Consider the following 18224-nt stretch of genomic DNA (forward strand, 5'->3'; position numbering starts at 1 on the left):
CATGAAAATATTAGCCATACGAGGAAAAAACCTCGCCTCGTTAGCCGGGGAATTTACAATAGATTTTACAACCGAACCATTATCTTCTGCCGGAATATTCGCAATTACCGGAGCTACAGGCTCTGGCAAATCGACTTTACTCGATGCATTATGTCTGGCTCTATTCGATAAAACTCCCCGCACCGAAGGCAGTTCGGACAGTATATCGGTTTCTGATACCGAAGGACAAAGTATCGGACAAAAAGATCCTCGTAGTATTTTGCGCAGAGGTACGACACATGGATATGCAGAGGTAGATTTCAAGGCATTAAACGGTCTCTGTTACCGTAGTTCTTGGTCGGTGGCACGCGCCAGAGATAAAATAACCGGGAAATTAAAAAATGCCGAAATACGGGTATTCAGACTCGATAATCAAGAAGAAATACAAGGTACAAAAACCGAGATTCTGTCTCGTATTCAAGAACTGCTCGGCATGAATTTCGAACAATTTACTCGATCGGTACTATTAGCTCAAAATGATTTTTCTACCTTTTTAAAAGCTAAACAAAACGAAAAAGCGGAATTGCTGGAAAAACTTACCGGAACTGATATCTATTCCCGTATATCGAAAACAATATACATGCGTGCAAAAGATGCTGAAGAACAATGGCAATTTATGCATAACCGCATTAAAGACATCGAACTGCTGCCGGAAGAAACCGTAAAACAATATTTAACAGAGCAAAACTCGATCATCGAATCTCTTTCTCTTTTGCAAAAACAGCAAAAAAGTATCGAAGAGAAATTGAATTGGATTAAAAACCGAGAAACACTTTTCCTTGAAAAGGAAAAAGCACAAAACGATCTGACAAAAATACGACAAGAACTTCTTGAAGCTCAGCCCCGCTTCAACTATCTGCAACGTATCGACTGCATACAACCGATAAAAGAATACTATCTGAAACTAAAAACAGCAGAAGAACAACATATTAAGGCCAAAATTCTCTATCAAACGTTACAAAAACAACGAAACGAAATTTCAGAAAAATATAAAACAGCAGAAGAAGTTTATAGGCAAAACGAATCTCAACTGAAAAAGATAGAAGATACCTATATTCTTATAGAACCTCAATTAAGAAGGGCTCGTGAACTGGATATACGAATCGAGAACGGGAAAAAACAGACCGACACTCTAAAGTCCGATATAGACAAGATTACAAAAGAATTGGACGCAGAGCAACAAATATATGAAACTCTGCACAAGGATATATCTACAACCGAGACTCAAATAAAAGAGATTAAGAAATGGTTTACCGAACACGAGCACTTTAAAGATATAATCCCTCACATAAGCTTGATTTTGAATTTAATCCACGAAACGGAGATCGCTCGCAACCAGAAATTATCAAATGAAAAGACACTTATATCATTAAATAAAACTCTCGAAGCGCAAGAGAAAAAATTAACGCAAGCAAAAACAGAACGTGAAAATCTGGAAAAACATCTTCCCAAAGAAATCATTTTATGGCGTTCCCGACTTGTCGAAGGCTCTCCGTGCCCGGTATGCGGGAGCATACACCATCCGATAAAACAAAATACCGACACTTCGGAAGAGTCTTTACAATCAGAAAAATTGGAAGAACTCAAAGAAAATGCCGATAAAATGATCTCTTCCCTTTCGGAAGAAATCGGACAAATCTCGATTTCTATCGAGCGATACCGCACTTTAATACAGAACTACGAAACATCGTATAAAAATGCGCATGAAAATATTGCCGGATATTTCGAGACTTTTCCTGATTGGGAAAAGTTACTGCACGAAAAAACACTGGGAAAACTATTAAAAGAAACTGCGTCCTTTTGGCAAATAAAACAAGAATCTCTTTCTCGTTTATCAGAAAAACAAAATACATCGAACGAAAAGCTCTCTGCAAAAACCGATCTTATCAAACGATTGACAGAGACCCGAAAAGAGAGGGAGCGACAACAACTCTCAGAGTCTTCCCGATTGTCTCAACTGCTCGAAGAAAGAAAAAGTTTATTTGAAAGAAAAAGTTTATTTGAAGGACGACTGGCAAACGATATACAAACAAATTATGAGAAACGAAAACAAGAAGTTTCAAAACAACTCGAAGATTCTCGAAAAACATTAAACGATATTGCCGGAAAACAAGAGCATCTAAACGGTATATCCGCAGCAAACGAACTCGAACTTAACCGGCTTTTACAAGAAATCGAAACGGAAAAGCAAAACATAAAGATATGGATTTCCGATTTTAACCATACCTCGGCTTTCCGTCTCTCGTCAGAAGACTTGCCGGAACTCTTATCACGGTCTCCGGAATGGATTACCCGTGAACGAGAACAATTGGCAAACCTTTCTCGTCGAGAAAGCATCTGTAAAGCAACGCTTATCGAAAGAGAAAACAAACTTAAAACTCACGAATCGAATAATCCGGGAGTTATAAGCACAAATCATGATGAATCTTTGATAAAACAAATTGAAGAGATTAATAACAGTATAAAATCATATCAACAAAGAAATACCGAGATTTCCGTATTGTTACAATCCCACCAACGAAATTCAGAAAAAGTAAAACAGTTTACAAATGAACTCGATCGGTTAAGTCTTGTTTCGGAAAAGTGGAATAAACTAAATGAACTATTAGGTTCTCAAAGCGGTGATAAATTCAAAAAAATCGCACAAGGATATACCCTCGACATATTGTTATCTTATGCAAACAAACATCTGCAAGAGTTATCAAGACGGTATGTACTACAACGCATTCCGGACACACTCGGGCTTCAAATCTCCGACCTCGATATGGGAGGAGAAATAAGATCGGTACACTCTCTATCGGGAGGAGAGTCTTTCCTCATCTCTCTGGCTCTTGCCTTGGGCTTGTCTTCCGTATCTTCGAACCGCATGCAAGTCGAATCCTTGTTCATCGACGAAGGATTCGGTTCTCTCGACATAGATACCCTGCGTATTGCAATGGATGCTCTTGAACGGTTACAAACAGGAGGAAGAAAAATCGGTGTCATATCACACGTGCAAGAAATGACCGAACGCATCGCTGTGCAAATACAAGTAGAAAAAATAAACAACGGAAAAAGCAAGATATCGATAACAGGATAAAAAAGAGATGACAAAACCAAACAGTCTGTAAAAATGTTTATACCATATAAATTCTAAAAACAGATTGTCATGAGTTTTTTATGGTACATATTGATCGGTATTCTCGCAGGATGGGTCGCCGGAAAAATTATGAGAGGCGGAGGTTTCGGATTGGTTGTTAATTTGGTAGTCGGCATTATCGGCGGTTTGCTCGGAGGTTGGTTGTTCGGGCTTTTCGGTCTTATTCCCGTCGGCTCGATCGGTAGCTTTATCACATCCGTAATCGGAGCTATTGTTCTGTTATGGCTGGTTTCATTCATGCAACCCAAACAGAAACAATAAAAATTTCCGCTGAGCTTTCTTTCATTTAGAGCCTGTTTAAAGAAACCCAAAACCTGATTCGGGTAAAATTCAGACGACAGGCTCTTAACTCCGTTCTTAAAAAATAGTCGCATAATTACCTACCTAATTTTACACTTATTTCTTCTCCACGATTATTAATCCCCAATTAATTAAAATATAATTGATCTAATAATCGTCTCATCACATATTTACAATAATGTTAACCGACAGTTATTTCCGAACTATTATTTCTAATAAATATACTTATGAAAACATGTACATTCAAACAGGCAGCCTCTTTACTCTTATGCTGTCTCATTACTACGGCTTCTGCCAAAGAAATCTATCTATCATCTAATGGGAAAGACAAAAATGACGGTACAACTCCTGCTACTGCCGTAAAAACCCTCTCAAAAGCTTTATCGCTTGCAGATAAAGGCGACGAAATCAAAGTATCGGGATTTATCGATATTTCTAAAGAGCCGACTTCTGATCAATACGGAAACGGATGCTACAACCTGAAAGGTAACCAAGGAGTAAAATTTCCCAACAAGGCGTTGACTATTACAGGAGATAATCGAGAAACCTGCGGATTTGACGGAAAATCAAATTCCGGAAACGGAACAGGCTGCCTTCGCTTAGATGGTGTATACGACGGATTAACTGTCAAGAACCTTACTATAAAGAATGGTGATCCTTGCGGAGATAAAGGTGGAGGTGCTTATATCCGGGGAGGTAAAATCACATTCGACAACTGTGCTTTCATAGACAATCGAAACTATAAACAGAATAACAGTACTACTCGAGGAGGCGCTATCTATTACGAAGGAAATCATCCGGACTCTAAGTTGACCCTTAACAAATGTATATTTAAAGGTAATCTGAACAAAGAAGGTAGTGATATCTTTTTCAGTAACGGAACATTACTTGCCGACGGTTGTTCTTTTGAAGGAACTGATGCCAGCATATATGCAGGATCAGAAGGCGGAGTGCTAAAAACTACTACACAAGGAGACTTCAATGACATCGTATTCCGCAACTCGGTTATCAGAAACTATAAAGTAGATACGAATGGTGCGGCATTCAGTCTGAAACATCTCGTAAAAGATAAAAATTTAAATCTCCGGGTTGAGAACTGCCTCATTTACAATAATCAATGCCTGAAATATCAGGGTGGAGTATGCATTGTAGATAACAGCCAACCTTCGGGCACAGATAAAGTAACCTTTATCAATACGACCATGTACGGAAACAAAGCCATGTCCGGTGGAGCTATCATGCTCGACCAAGTTCCCGAGACGACAAGCACATTCGACCTTATCAACTGCACTATCGTAGGTAATGACTCCCAATCCGGCGGAGGGGTACGCATCAACAATAGAGCTGTAAATATGACCAAACGCATCTATAACTGCATTCTGGAAGGCAATACCGAAAAAGGAGAACGCCCTTCTGACTTGTCCATACAATATAATGATGTCAATGAAAACGAACTGGTTATCAAAAATTCATTTATAGGAGCAGAATCCAGCAATAAATTAAGCGACGGCTTTGCCGCCGAAAGCCAAATGAATTATACCCCGAACGGCATATCATGCGGTCTTGTGGAAAATCCGATCGAGTGCATACAAAAACTAAAATGTATTCCTTTAAAAGACAATTCTCAAGCACTAAAAGCCGGAAATACACAATATTTGAAAGAAGTAGGCATATATGTCGATCAACTACAAAAAACAAGATCTTATACCGATAACAAGTGTGCCGCCGGAGCAATAGAAAACCCGATCGGTAAAATCGGAAAGTAACTTTATAAATTAAGAGCCTGCTAAAATTTAGACTTAGTTACCATTCGGAAGAATCATTCGAACTCCGGATGGTAACTTTATTCTGCAAATTATTTTTTAGAGCCTGTTTAAATTTTACTCGGGTCAGGTTTTGAGAATTTCTTCCGAGTATGTTTTTCTGTTTTTAAGAGGATGATAGCGAGCTATCTGACGAGGGAAAACGAGGAAAAAGACCGGAAGAAAACGCAAAATGACCTGATAGCATTTTTTTATTGGAAAATTTAGACTAGCTCTTACTATTTCATCTTTCAGAACCTACGAAAAACTAAATGATTATAATACACCCAAAGAAAACAATCCATCAAATATTTTACAATCACTTCAGATTTTCTTTAAAAAATGTCTCTAATTTGTCAAAAGGAATCATATCGGCACGATCATAGAGGTCGATATGGCGCGCTCCCGGTACGATATAAAGCTCTTTCGGTTCAGCAGCCCGCTCATAAGCATCTTCACTGAAATAACGCGAATGCGCATTCTCTCCTATAATAAAAAGTAAAGGACGAGGAGAGATAGTCTCGATATAGTTCATCAGAGGGAAATTAATAAACGATAAATGACTCGTTTCGGAAAAACCTCCCCGGGCACGAGGATGATGCCCTCGTTTAAGAGCATAGTATTCCCAAAACTCAGCACCTATCGAATCGAGTCCTGCAGGTATCTCTGTCGCAGTCTCGACCGGAAATGACGGATTATACTCAGGTTCTCCGGCCTCAAAATCTTTCCAACGCTGCTCACTGAGACGTTCGAGCATCCGATCATATTCAATCTTCGTCATAGAATCTTTCCATCCGTAATGATCTGCACGACTAATATCGTACATACTTGCCGTAGCAACGGCTTTAATACGTTTATCTACCTGGGCCGCCGTAACAGCAAAGCCTCCACCCCCGCAAAGTCCGATCACACCGATACGATTTCGGTCAACAAACGATCGTGTACCGATAAAATCGACCGCAGCACTAAAATCCTCGACAAAAATGTCCGGAGAAGAAATATGGCGAGGTTCACCGCTGCTTTCTCCATTATAAGACTCATCAAAAGCCAAAGTTATAAACCCTCGTTCGGCAAGTTCCATAGCATAAATACCTGCACCTTGTTCCTTCACCCCACCATAAGGCGTTCCTATGACAATTGCCGGATATTTTTCAGACTTGTCAAAGTCTTTCGGCACATACATATCTGCAGCAATCGTAATTCCGAAACGATTTTTATATCGGACATTCTCAACTTCTACCTTATCACTGACGATAAAAGTCTTATCATTTTTTTGAGCACCAAGCGTATTCATAATTAGCGACATTAAAAATATCAAAAAACATAATTTTCTATTCATCCTATCCTATTTTTATAGAATCACACATTTTTACCCATTTCGTATGCCTCTTGCATAGCAGCATTACCCTTAATTTCGCCAATATTCCATACTCCCAAACCGAATACAATTCCTTTTATCACCGGATTCTCTAAACAATCGAGAAAACCTTGAAAAGTATCGATCGTACGTGACATTTTTTCTTTATCGTCTTCTGCCGCCGTTACAATAAAAAAGAATTCTTTATTTTTTATCTCTGTATAACGTGCACAGCAACGATCGATAAGGGTCTTCATTTGTGCCGACATCGTATAAAAATATACCGGAGTAGCCATAACAATAACATCCGCAACAAGCATTTTTTCTACGATTTCGGACATATCATCTTTCTGAGGACAAGGCTTACCATACATACTGCACACGCTACATCCTGTACAGTAATTAATATTTTTATCCCGAAGAAAGATCTTTTCTGCCTCATTACCGGCTTCTGTAGCTCCTCGTAAAAATTCATCACACAAAGTGTCGGAGTTACCGCCACGACGCGGACTCGATGAAAGAATCAATATTTTTTTCATTTTCTTGCTTAATGTTTTTATTCGGCACAAAAATAATAGCTCTTCTATTACAGACTTGTAGATAAATCTCCGATTCTATTAACCAAATTACGGATTTTTCTATCAGAATAATTTTTACATGAATATCTCATAACATAAAAAAGGCCATCAGACAATCTGCCCGATGACCTTTTAGGAAATAATATATAGTTTTAGAATGCCAAACCGAGACGGAATCCGAAGTTATTTAATCCGTCGAGCGAATAAGTAAGAACATTTCCTTTATTGGTAGCATAACTATAATATAACGCTACATGGAAACCGACTGACTTGTCCTGAGTAGGATACATTGTAATACCTACTTCAGGAGAAATATAGAATCCCCAATCATAATCATGCGATTTATACACATTATAATATGATGACATCTCACTATATTCAGGACCTAATTTCAATGACAAATAAGGAATGAACTGACTTTCGGGAACAAAACGATAACGGAAAGACGCTCCGAAAGGCAATTGGAACAACGAGTGTTGTTGATCTGTGGTCATTGCTGCTGTTTCGGAAATATTCAGTGTTTTCTGCCCAAAATATTCATTATTCGTACTGTAAGCCAAGAAAAGACCTACTCCAATATTATCGGTGATAAAATAACCACCTTCAAAGTTCATACCCCAACCACTGGCAGTGCTTGCGAATTTATTACTTAGCGGTACGTTGAATTGCCAGTCGACATTAGCATAACCTTTTTTCACCTGAGCTTGTCCTACCGCAGGAACAGCCATGAAAACCGCCATTATAACGGCGAGTTTCAATCCTATATTTTTTATTGTTTTCATCTTGTCTGTAATTTTATTTTTTCAAATAAGGAGATTGGACATAAGCTTGATTTACAGCCGTGATAGCAAGTTGTGTATTAAAGCGGTTAGAACCGGAAAGCAAACCGGTCATATACGCACTCCACAAAACAGGAAGTTTTTCTTTTTGTCCGGTCGGCGCACTCAAATTTACCAATTCTGCGAGCATAGAACCTACATTATAGCTATAAACTACGCTATAAGGATAGTACCAGCCGCCACCCCAGTAGCCACCCCAATAACCGGGATACCAGTAACCGGGATAATCCCACCACCAATAGGGGTTGCTATAACCCGTAAAATAGTACGAATCCTCTACATAACTTACCTGAATACCCAAATCGGCATCTTCTTTTTCCTCGACCCTTGTGTAGCCTCTTTCATCCATGTTTTTCACATAAGTGTCGATAATATTCAACGCATTGTCATCTTTCCAATATTTTGCCTCTTTACTGTCCGAGATAAGCAAAATACTGTCCGGAATATAATACGTTGAAAACTCACTGAAATTTTCTTTTTTATCATAATCGGTATAGACCATGAAATTGTCATCCAATTTAGACATATCGGGGTCTTTCTGACACGATGTTGATAAAAATAATACGAATAATACCGATAGTACAGAAATCATTTTTTTCATATTACTTTCCATTTAAATTTATTATTAGAAACGATTATGATTCCATAACAATACTTATAAAAGAAAGTTTGAAAAACAGATGTTAATAAGCTATAACCGGATACAGTTTTAACATTTTATCCCCTAAAAGCCTATCTGAAAATCCCTATAAAAATTGTATTTTCTACAAAACAACTCACCACAACACGTTTTTCGTTATTTTTATGTAAGTTTGCCGGTAAATGCAAAAAACCGGAAAAATGCAAACCGATAATTGTCTTCAACTTCCTAAATACGCTATTATCGTGGCCGGAGGAAAAGGATTGAGAATGGGTGGAGAAATTCCCAAACAATTCCGCCCGATCTCAGGTCATCCGGTACTGATGCACACCCTCGAAGCTTTTTATAGATATGATCCCGAAATAGAAATAATTTTGGTGTTACCCGAAGAACACCAAAATTATTGGAACGACTTATGTCTTCAATACCGATTTACCCTTAAACACAGAGTCGTTACAGGAGGGCCTACCCGTTTCCATTCAGTAAAAAACGGACTCGATACTTTACCTGATAACGGGCTGGTAGCCGTGCACGACGGTGTACGCCCATTAGTTTCCGAAGAGGTAATCGACAATGCATTCGAAGAAGCAAAACGGTCAGGCGCGGTAATTCCGGTCATTGAAGTAACCGATTCTCTACGAGAGTTGACCCCGAACGGAAAAAGCAAATCTGTCCCGAGAAGTTTATACCGAAGTGTACAAACTCCCCAAGTGTTCAAAACCGCACTTTTGAAAGAAGCATACAACCAACCGTTCTGCGATTGTTTCACCGACGACGCATCAGTCGTCGAGGCTACAGGCAAAGAGGTCAAGTTGATAAAAGGAAATGCGGAAAACATAAAAATTACAACCCCGAAAGATTTGTTATTGGCAGAAATGTTATTATCCCATGTCTGATTTATCGACCCGCGACATAAAATTTCTACCGGGAGTAGGTCCGAAAAAAGCGGAACTGTTCAATAAGGAACTGAAAATATTCAGCTTCGAAGATCTTTTATACTATTTCCCTTACAAATATATAGACCGCAGCCGTACCTATAAAATCAAGGAAATAGACGGAAATATGCCCTATATACAACTACGGGGAGAGATCTTGAATTTCGAAACACAAGGCGAAGGCAAAGGTCGTCGACTTATCGCCCGTTTTTCGGACGGAACAGGCATTATCGAACTCGTATGGTTTAAAGGAATAAAATTCATTATCGAAAAATACAAACCGGGTGTAGAATATACTCTGTTCGGGAAACCGACCCGGTTTGGCAGCAAATTCAATATCGCTCACCCCGAAATCGATCCGATCGACGATATTATCGATAAAGCTCCGGGATTACAAGCTTATTATAGCACGACAGAGAAGATGAAAAGTCATTTTCTCAATTCGAAGGCTATACAAAAAATCATGTATAATCTTTGGAAAAGTATTAATGGCCCTCTTCCCGAAACACTACCGGCACAGGTTATCGCCCGTTCCCAAGTCATTTATCTGACCGAAGCCATACAAAATATACATTTCCCGCAATCTCCCGACTTGCTTAGAAAAGCACAATTCAGACTCAAATTCGAAGAACTGTTCTACCTGCAACTGAATATACTCCGCTTTACCCGACAAAGACAAAAAAAACTGGGCGGTTTTCGGTTCGACCATATCGGAGACTATTTCAACAATTTTTATCACCAATGTTTACCTTTTGAGCTGACAAACGCTCAAAAAAGAGTATTACGGGAAATTCGTGCGGATGTCGGAAGCGGAAAACAGATGAATCGCTTGTTACAAGGGGACGTCGGAAGCGGAAAAACCTTGGTGGCCTTAATGAGTATGCTGATGGCTGTCGATAACGGATTTCAAGCATGCCTCATGGCTCCCACCGAAATACTGGCATCTCAGCATTACGAATCGATCAGCGAATTGGTTGCCCCGATCGGCATTCATGTAGAATTGCTGACCGGATCGACACGAAAGAGAGAGAGAGAACGCATTCATGAAGGATTACTGACCGGAGATGTAAATCTGATTATCGGCACACATGCACTGATCGAAGATACCGTACTCTTTTCGAATCTGGGATTAGTAGTCATCGACGAACAGCACCGTTTCGGAGTAGAACAACGTGCACGACTGTGGAAAAAGAATAACCGGCCTCCCCACATACTGGTAATGACGGCAACACCCATTCCCCGAACATTGGCAATGACCGTTTACGGAGATCTGGACGTTTCGGTAATCGACGAACTTCCTCCGGGAAGGAAGCCGATACAGACCATACACCAATACGATAATAAACGAGGAGCTCTATATGCATCTATTCGCAAACAGATCGAAATGGGCCGACAGATTTATATCGTATATCCGCTTATACAAGAAAGTGAACGTTCGGATTTGAAAAATCTGGAAGACGGATTTAAACATATACAAGAGGTCTTTCCCGAGTTTAAAGTTTGTATGGTACATGGCAAAATGAAACCGGCCGAGAAAGATGCTGAAATGCAGAAATTTGTTTCAGGAGAAGCCCACATTATGGTGGCGACTACTGTAATCGAAGTAGGTGTAAATGTTCCGAATGCCTCGGTAATGATCATAGAAAATGCCGAACGTTTCGGATTATCGCAATTGCACCAATTACGAGGACGTGTAGGACGGGGAGCAGATCAATCCTATTGTATCTTGATGACTTCGCACAAGCTCTCCCAAGAAACACGAAAACGACTCGAAATCATGGTACGCACGAACGACGGTTTCGAAATATCGGAAGCCGATCTGCAATTGCGAGGTCCGGGTGATATGGAAGGTACTCAACAAAGCGGTATCGCTTTTGACTTAAAAATCGCAAACATCGCTAAAGACGGACAAATATTGCAATTAGCTCGTGATATTGCTAATGAAATTTTAGATAAAGATCCTGAATTATCTCTGACAGAAAACTATGTCCTGAACCGCCAATTACAAAAAATATTCAAAAAGAAAATCAATTGGAGTCTGATCAGTTAAAAGCCTGTCCAAATCTTTATTTCTTAAATTGTTCAAACATGTTGCAAAACATATTTTGAAATAAACACCTAAAAAACAAATAATTACCAATAAATAAAGCTCTGTTTTTCTCCTCACTACCGTAAAAGATGTTAATCAGAAAATCCTTTTTCCGGACAAAATCATTACCTTTGGAAATGTGAGCCTAAATCTGGGCACATAGCGTATCGATTACGATATCCACATTTACATTATCCATGTTCCGGGAAATCCGGAAAAGTAAGACAAAAAATCATCGGAATGAAATTGATTGGATTAAAACAATTTATTATTACAGGCTTATTCACAGTGATCCCCTTTGGTTTAGTTTCAGCGCAAACCACAAAGCCGGCCACTAAAAAACATACCTCCATTCAAGAAGACCTTATCGCCTACAACAAAGTAATTCCCCGCATTATGAATGTGGTGGATTCGGCCGCTCTAAAAAAAAGGCTGGAACAGGAATATAACGAATACCCCGCTCTTGATCTTTACGGAGACAACTGGAATACAGAATGGGTAAATCCTTACAAATCGACTGTGCAACTTCCCGACTCGTTTTCAATCGACGTCTCTAACTATTGCATGCCAGTTCCGGGATACAAAACCTCTGATTACGGTCCTCGTTGGCGCAGAATGCACAGAGGAGTGGATTTGAAACTTCAGGTAGGAGATACCGTAAGAGCCGCATTTTCAGGAAAAGTAAGAATCACGAAATATGAAGCCAGAGGATACGGCTACTATGTCTTATTAAGACATCCGAACGGATTGGAAACAATTTACGGGCATCTTTCAAAAATATTGGTTCGCCCCAATCAAATTGTCAAAGTAGGTGATCCTATTGCATTAGGAGGCAACACCGGAAGATCAACAGGTCCCCACCTCCATTTTGAAACGCGCTTTTTAGGTCTGGATATAAATCCGAACGAAATTTTCGATTTTGTCAATCAAGTTCCCCATACCGATACTTATGTATTCAGAGCAAAAACATCCGTAAAGAACGTTTATTCGGCACGCACTGCAGCATCGAAAAGTGGAAATAACGGAAGCAAATATGTCACTTACAGAGTGAAAAAAGGAGATACGCTCTCTTCTATTGCCGTCAAATACCGTACAACAGTAAATACATTATGCCGATTGAACGGTATCAGTAAAAATAAGATATTGCGATTGGGACAACCTATTCGAGTAAAATAAAAAAAGAAGTGAAAATTTGACATTCTGATTAAAAGCTGTTATCTTTGCCGAGATTTTGAAAAACAGGAAAGATATGATAATTAATATTTATCTGAATAGTGGCATACCGCATTCAAGCATGTCGAATCCCGACAGCAATTTCCCGTTTTTCATTGACAATGAACTTAAAATTTTTATTATATAATGCGTTGGCTTTATTGCTAACGCATTTTTTTTGATCGGACAACAAGAATTTAAATAATATCCATTTATGCAGAAATCTATTAAAAAAGTACTGGTATTAGGATCCGGCGCTTTAAAAATCGGACAAGCGGGAGAATTTGACTATTCCGGATCTCAAGCGTTAAAAGCATTAAAAGAAGAAGGAATCAAGACAGTCCTTATTAATCCTAACATCGCGACAATACAAACGTCGGAAGGGATTGCCGATCAAGTATATTTCTTACCTGTAACCCCTTATTTCGTAGAAGAAATTTTTAAAAAGGAACAACCCGACGGCATTCTTCTCGCATTTGGCGGTCAAACAGCACTGAATTGTGGTACAGAACTATATAACAAAGGAATTCTGGATAAATACAATGTAAAAGTATTAGGTACTTCGGTAGAGGCGATAATGAATACCGAAGACCGGGATTTATTTGTTAAAAAGCTAAATGAAATCGGAGTAAAAACACCGAAAAGCATCGCTGTAGAATCTATGGAAGATGCTTTCAAAGCAGCCGAATCGATCGGATATCCTCTGATCATACGTTCGGCATACGCTTTAGGCGGTATGGGTAGTGGTTTCTGCTATAACGAGAAAGAATTAAAAGAACTTGCCGAAAACGCATTCTCCTATTCAAACCAGATTTTAGTAGAAGAATCCCTGAAAGGATGGAAAGAAATTGAATTCGAGGTTATCCGAGACAAAAACGATCACTGTTTTACCGTTGCGAGTATGGAAAACTTCGATCCGCTGGGCATACATACCGGTGAAAGCATCGTTGTAGCACCGACTTGTTCTCTTGACGAAAAAGAACTGGCTCTGTTACAAGAACTTTCTAAAAAGACAATCCGCCATCTGGGTATCGTAGGAGAATGCAATATACAGTACGCCTTCAATTCAGAAACAGATGATTATCGGGTAATCGAAGTCAATGCTCGGTTGAGCCGTTCTTCAGCTTTAGCCTCAAAAGCGACCGGTTATCCTTTAGCATTCGTCGCTGCAAAACTCGCTCTGGGTTATTCTTTAGATCAAATCGGAGAAATGGGAACTCCCAATTCGGCATATGTAGCACCGAGTCTCGACTACTATATCTGTAAAATTCCCCGCTGGGATTTGAACAAATTCGCCGGAGTATCCCGACTGATCGGATCGAGCATGAAATCGGTAGGAGAAATCATGTCTATCGGTAAAAGTTTTGAAGAGATCATTCAAAAAGGTTTAAGAATGATCGGACAGGGAATGCACGGTTTTGTAGGAAACAGCGACCTGAAATTCGACAATCTGGCAGAAGAACTCTCCCACCCGACTGATATGCGTATCTTCGCCATTGCCGAAGCATTCGACAAAGGTTATACAATCGAGAAAATACATGATCTGACAAAAATAGACCCATGGTTTCTCGGTAAGCTGAAAAATATCCACGACTATAAATTAAAACTTCAGACATACGATCATATAGAAAATATTCCTGCAGACGTAATGCTCGAAGCAAAACGTCTCGGATTCTCCGATTTCCAGATTGCCCGTTTTGTAGAAAACCCACAAGGGAATATGGAAGCTGAAAATATCCGTACCCGTAACTATCGGAAGAAATTAGGAATACTTCCTTCGGTAAAACGGATTAACACGGTTGCGTCAGAACATCCCGAATTGACCAACTACTTGTATTTGACGTATGACGGAAGCGATCATGACATTCCCTACTACAAAAACGACAAATCGGTTGTCGTGCTCGGATCAGGAGCATATCGTATAGGTAGTTCGGTAGAATTCGACTGGTGTTCGGTAAATGCCGTGCAAACAGCTCGTAAATTAGGATATAAATCGATAATGATTAACTACAATCCTGAAACCGTATCGACAGACTACGACATGTGCGACCGGCTTTATTTCGATGAGCTGACTTATGAACGTGTACTCGATGTGATCGACTTGGAATCTCCTAAAGGGGTCATCGTATCGGTAGGCGGACAAATTCCGAATAATCTGGCAATGAAGTTACATCGTCAGCAAGTACCTATTCTCGGGACATCTCCGGTCTCTATCGACCGTGCAGAAAACCGTCACAAATTTTCCAGCATGCTCGATCAATTGGGTATAGACCAACCGGCATGGAAAGAGCTCACCAGTATGGACGAAATCGATGCTTTTATCGAAAAAGTAGGATTCCCGGTATTGGTACGTCCGTCATATGTACTTTCCGGAGCTGCCATGAATGTTTGCTACGATAAAGAAGGATTGAGAAACTTCCTCGATCTCGCTGCTCACGTATCAAAAGAATATCCCGTTGTAGTTTCTCAATTTTTACAGAACGCCAAAGAGATAGAATTCGATGCCGTAGCCAAAAACGGAGAAGTTGTGGAGTATGCCATCTCCGAACATGTCGAGTTTGCAGGAGTACATTCAGGAGATGCGACTCTGGTTTTCCCGGCTCAGAAAATCTATTTTGAGACTGCTCGCCGTATAAAGAAAATCAGCCGGCAGATCGCAAAAGAATTGAATATCAGCGGACCTTTCAACATTCAGTATCTTGCCAAGAATAATGAAGTGAAAGTTATTGAATGTAACTTGCGGGCATCTCGAAGTTTTCCGTTCGTTTCTAAAGTATTGAAGCGCAACTTTATCGAAACGGCAACCCGCATTATGCTCGACGCCCCATACTCACAGCCCGATAAATCGGCTTTCGATGTTGATTGCATCGGCGTCAAAGCCTCACAATTCTCTTTCGCCCGGTTACAGAATGCCGATCCTGTATTAGGTGTGGATATGGCATCTACCGGAGAAGTCGGATGTATCGGAGAAGATTTCAATGAAGCTCTTTTGACTTCTATGATTGCAGTAGGGTATAACATTCCCAAAAAGAGCGTAATGGTCTCTTCAGGATCGGCAAAATCTAAAGTCGATTTATTAGAAGCTTGCCGACTACTCGATCAAAAAGGGTATGATTTATATGCCACAGCCGGAACACAAAAATTTCTAAAAGACAATGGCGTAAAGAATGTGCAAGTTGTCTCATGGCCGGATGAAAATAAAGAAAACAACGTCATGGACATGATCTCGGAACATAAATTCGAATTGGTCATCAATATCCCTAAAAATCATACTAAACGGGAACTGACCAACGGTTACAAGATACGCCGTGCTTCGATAGATCACAATATTCCGTTACTGACAAATGCCCGTCTGGCAAGTGCATTTATAGAAGCATTCTGTAACATAGGAATGGAAGACATAGAAATCAAAAGTTGGAAAGAATACAGATAAAAGATTATTTCAAGAACCTTTTAAGTACAAAACTTAAAAGGTTCTAAATCATACGATAAAAAGTAAGGCGGATAAAATTATCCGCCTTACTTTTTATCGTATGATTTAGAAAACTCCACTACAACACGCCTTGTGCCATCATTGCTTTTGCAACTTTCATAAATCCGGCAACATTAGCACCCTTGACATAGTTAACAGTACCATCCTCTTGTTTTCCATAACGTACACATTGAGTATGGATGTCGAACATAATCTGTTTCAAACGAGCATCGACTTCTTCTGCCGTCCAGTTTAATTTGATAGAGTTCTGAGTCATTTCGAGACCACTAACAGAAACACCTCCGGCATTAGCCGCTTTACCCGGAGCATAAAGAATCTTCGCTTTCAAGAATTCATCGATAGCCTCAGGAGTCGAAGGCATGTTCGCACCTTCTGACACGGCAAAACATCCATTTGCAAGCAAAGCACGAGCATCATCTCCATCCAATTCGTTCTGAGTAGCACTCGGCATGGCGATGTCGCATTTTTCTCCCCAAGGACGACCGCCTTCTACATACTTGCAACCATACTGTTCTGCATATTCCTTTATACGTCCGCGATACAGATTTTTCAATTCAAAGATATACTTCAATTTGGCTTCATCAATACCGTCAGGATCATAAATATAACCGTTACTATCAGACATGGTGACAACTTTAGCTCCGAGACTGATCAATTTTTCTACTGTATATTGAGCTACATTTCCCGATCCCGATACCGTAACGACTTTACCTTTAATATCGATATTCCGGGTTTTCAACATTTCAAGGAGGAAATATACATTACCATAACCGGTAGCCTCAGGACGAATCAAAGAACCTCCGAATTCAAGTCCTTTACCGGTAAAAGTCCCTGTATTTTCACGAGCCAGTTTTTTATACATACCATACATATAACCGACCTCACGTCCTCCAACTCCGATATCACCGGCAGGAACATCAGTTTCCGGTCCGATATGACGCCACAATTCAGTAACAAAAGCCTGACAAAAACGCATGATTTCCGTATCGGATTTTCCTTTCGGGTTAAAGTCCGAACCTCCTTTACCACCCCCCATAGGCAATGTCGTCAAAGAGTTTTTAAAAGTCTGTTCGAACGCAAGGAATTTAAGGATAGATAAGTTTACGGATGAATGGAAACGAATCCCCCCTTTGTACGGTCCGATTGCATTATTATGCTGTACACGATATCCCATATTGGTTTGTACCTTTCCCTTATCGTCCAACCAAGTTACACGAAACGAAAAAATACGATCAGGAATACACAATCTTTCGATAAGATTGTAACGGTCAAACTCAGGATGTTCATTGTAGGCATCCTCGATAGTTGACAACACTTCTTCCACAGCCTGATGATATTCAGGTTCATTCGGGAAACGTCTTTTCAATTCACTCAGTACGTTTTGCGCATTCATTTTCTTAATAATTTATAGTAGTAAATAATTCAAATTACGATCCCATTTTTGCATAAAGCAAGCCTTTATTCCCTTTTTCGCTTCTGACTTTTTACTTTTCAACTGCTCATTAGTAATAAAAACGCAAGAAATAGAGGCCATATCTTTTATTTTGACGCAAATTTAAAACAAATAATTTGATAATTGCAAGAAATAACAGAAAATAAATAACAAAAAGCGCAATAAAATTATTTTTAATGGCAAAAAGTTTCGTTTTTACTTATTTATTAGAAATTTTGACACAAAGGGAAATACAATATACTCAAATATTCTGTCTAAATTTTCCTACAACATTGTTTTGTCGGAAAATTTAAGCGGGCTCTTAATCGGTTATTAAATTATATTTCATATCTTTAATGCATCTAGAAT

The 18224-nt window shown here is 39.5% G+C and carries 12 protein-coding genes; 7 read left to right on the top strand and 5 right to left on the bottom strand.

The window, feature by feature from the left end; translation table 11 throughout:
- The first annotated feature begins 1 nt into the window (after position 1).
- The 3 genes from AC1WHX_RS00425 (at position 2) to AC1WHX_RS00435 (ending at position 5244) form a co-directional block, all read left to right on the top strand.
- Positions 2 to 3118: an AAA family ATPase gene (locus AC1WHX_RS00425; protein ID WP_270214307.1), complete on the top strand. Its 3117-nt coding sequence runs from the start codon at positions 2 to 4 to the stop codon at positions 3116 to 3118.
- A gap of 69 nt (positions 3119 to 3187) precedes the next feature.
- Positions 3188 to 3439 carry a GlsB/YeaQ/YmgE family stress response membrane protein gene (locus AC1WHX_RS00430; protein ID WP_009317809.1) on the top strand — a complete coding sequence of 84 codons (252 nt, stop codon included), beginning with the start codon at positions 3188 to 3190 and terminating at the stop codon, positions 3437 to 3439.
- A gap of 266 nt (positions 3440 to 3705) precedes the next feature.
- Positions 3706 to 5244, top strand: a complete 1539-nt coding sequence (locus AC1WHX_RS00435) for a hypothetical protein (protein WP_481228791.1) — start codon at positions 3706 to 3708, stop codon at positions 5242 to 5244.
- A 355-nt stretch (positions 5245 to 5599) separates the two neighbouring features.
- Here the strand turns inward: AC1WHX_RS00435 and AC1WHX_RS00440 are convergent, their stop codons facing one another.
- From AC1WHX_RS00440 to AC1WHX_RS00455, 4 genes are all read right to left on the bottom strand, one after another.
- Positions 5600 to 6574, bottom strand: a complete 975-nt coding sequence (locus AC1WHX_RS00440; protein WP_302545243.1) for an alpha/beta hydrolase — start codon at positions 6572 to 6574, stop codon at positions 5600 to 5602.
- 65 nt (positions 6575 to 6639) lie between these two features.
- Positions 6640 to 7176 (bottom strand): flavodoxin family protein, encoded by a 537-nt coding sequence (locus AC1WHX_RS00445; protein WP_122337953.1) that lies wholly within the window; start codon positions 7174 to 7176, stop codon positions 6640 to 6642.
- Positions 7177 to 7367: 191 nt separating this feature from the next.
- Positions 7368 to 7997 carry an outer membrane beta-barrel protein gene (locus AC1WHX_RS00450; RefSeq protein ID WP_022391282.1) on the bottom strand — a complete coding sequence of 210 codons (630 nt, stop codon included), beginning with the start codon at positions 7995 to 7997 and terminating at the stop codon, positions 7368 to 7370.
- A gap of 13 nt (positions 7998 to 8010) precedes the next feature.
- On the bottom strand, positions 8011 to 8655 hold the full coding sequence (locus tag AC1WHX_RS00455) for a DUF4136 domain-containing protein (protein WP_122337970.1): 645 nt from the start codon (positions 8653 to 8655) through the stop codon (positions 8011 to 8013).
- A gap of 239 nt (positions 8656 to 8894) precedes the next feature.
- Here AC1WHX_RS00455 and AC1WHX_RS00460 point away from each other — a divergent pair, with 239 nt between their 5' ends.
- The 4 genes from AC1WHX_RS00460 (at position 8895) to carB (ending at position 16363) form a co-directional block, all read left to right on the top strand.
- Complete coding sequence (locus AC1WHX_RS00460; RefSeq protein ID WP_481228792.1) at positions 8895 to 9590, top strand: 2-C-methyl-D-erythritol 4-phosphate cytidylyltransferase; 696 nt, start codon at positions 8895 to 8897, stop codon at positions 9588 to 9590.
- Positions 9583 to 11679 (top strand): ATP-dependent DNA helicase RecG, encoded by a 2097-nt coding sequence (gene recG / locus AC1WHX_RS00465; protein ID WP_481228793.1) that lies wholly within the window; start codon positions 9583 to 9585, stop codon positions 11677 to 11679. Before AC1WHX_RS00460 ends, recG begins: the two co-directional genes overlap by 8 nt.
- Before the next feature lie 279 nt (positions 11680 to 11958).
- Positions 11959 to 12894, top strand: coding sequence for a M23 family metallopeptidase (locus AC1WHX_RS00470; RefSeq protein ID WP_122337950.1), 936 nt, complete (start codon positions 11959 to 11961; stop codon positions 12892 to 12894).
- Between the two features lie 250 nt (positions 12895 to 13144).
- Positions 13145 to 16363 carry a carbamoyl-phosphate synthase (glutamine-hydrolyzing) large subunit gene (gene carB / locus AC1WHX_RS00475; RefSeq protein ID WP_122337949.1) on the top strand — a complete coding sequence of 1073 codons (3219 nt, stop codon included), beginning with the start codon at positions 13145 to 13147 and terminating at the stop codon, positions 16361 to 16363.
- A 118-nt stretch (positions 16364 to 16481) separates the two neighbouring features.
- Here carB and AC1WHX_RS00480 read toward each other — a convergent pair whose 3' ends face one another.
- Positions 16482 to 17816, bottom strand: a complete 1335-nt coding sequence (locus AC1WHX_RS00480) for an NADP-specific glutamate dehydrogenase (RefSeq protein ID WP_009317819.1) — start codon at positions 17814 to 17816, stop codon at positions 16482 to 16484.
- Positions 17817 to 18224 lie beyond the last annotated feature (408 nt).

The sequence above is a fragment of the Coprobacter sp. genome, assembly GCF_982436375.1.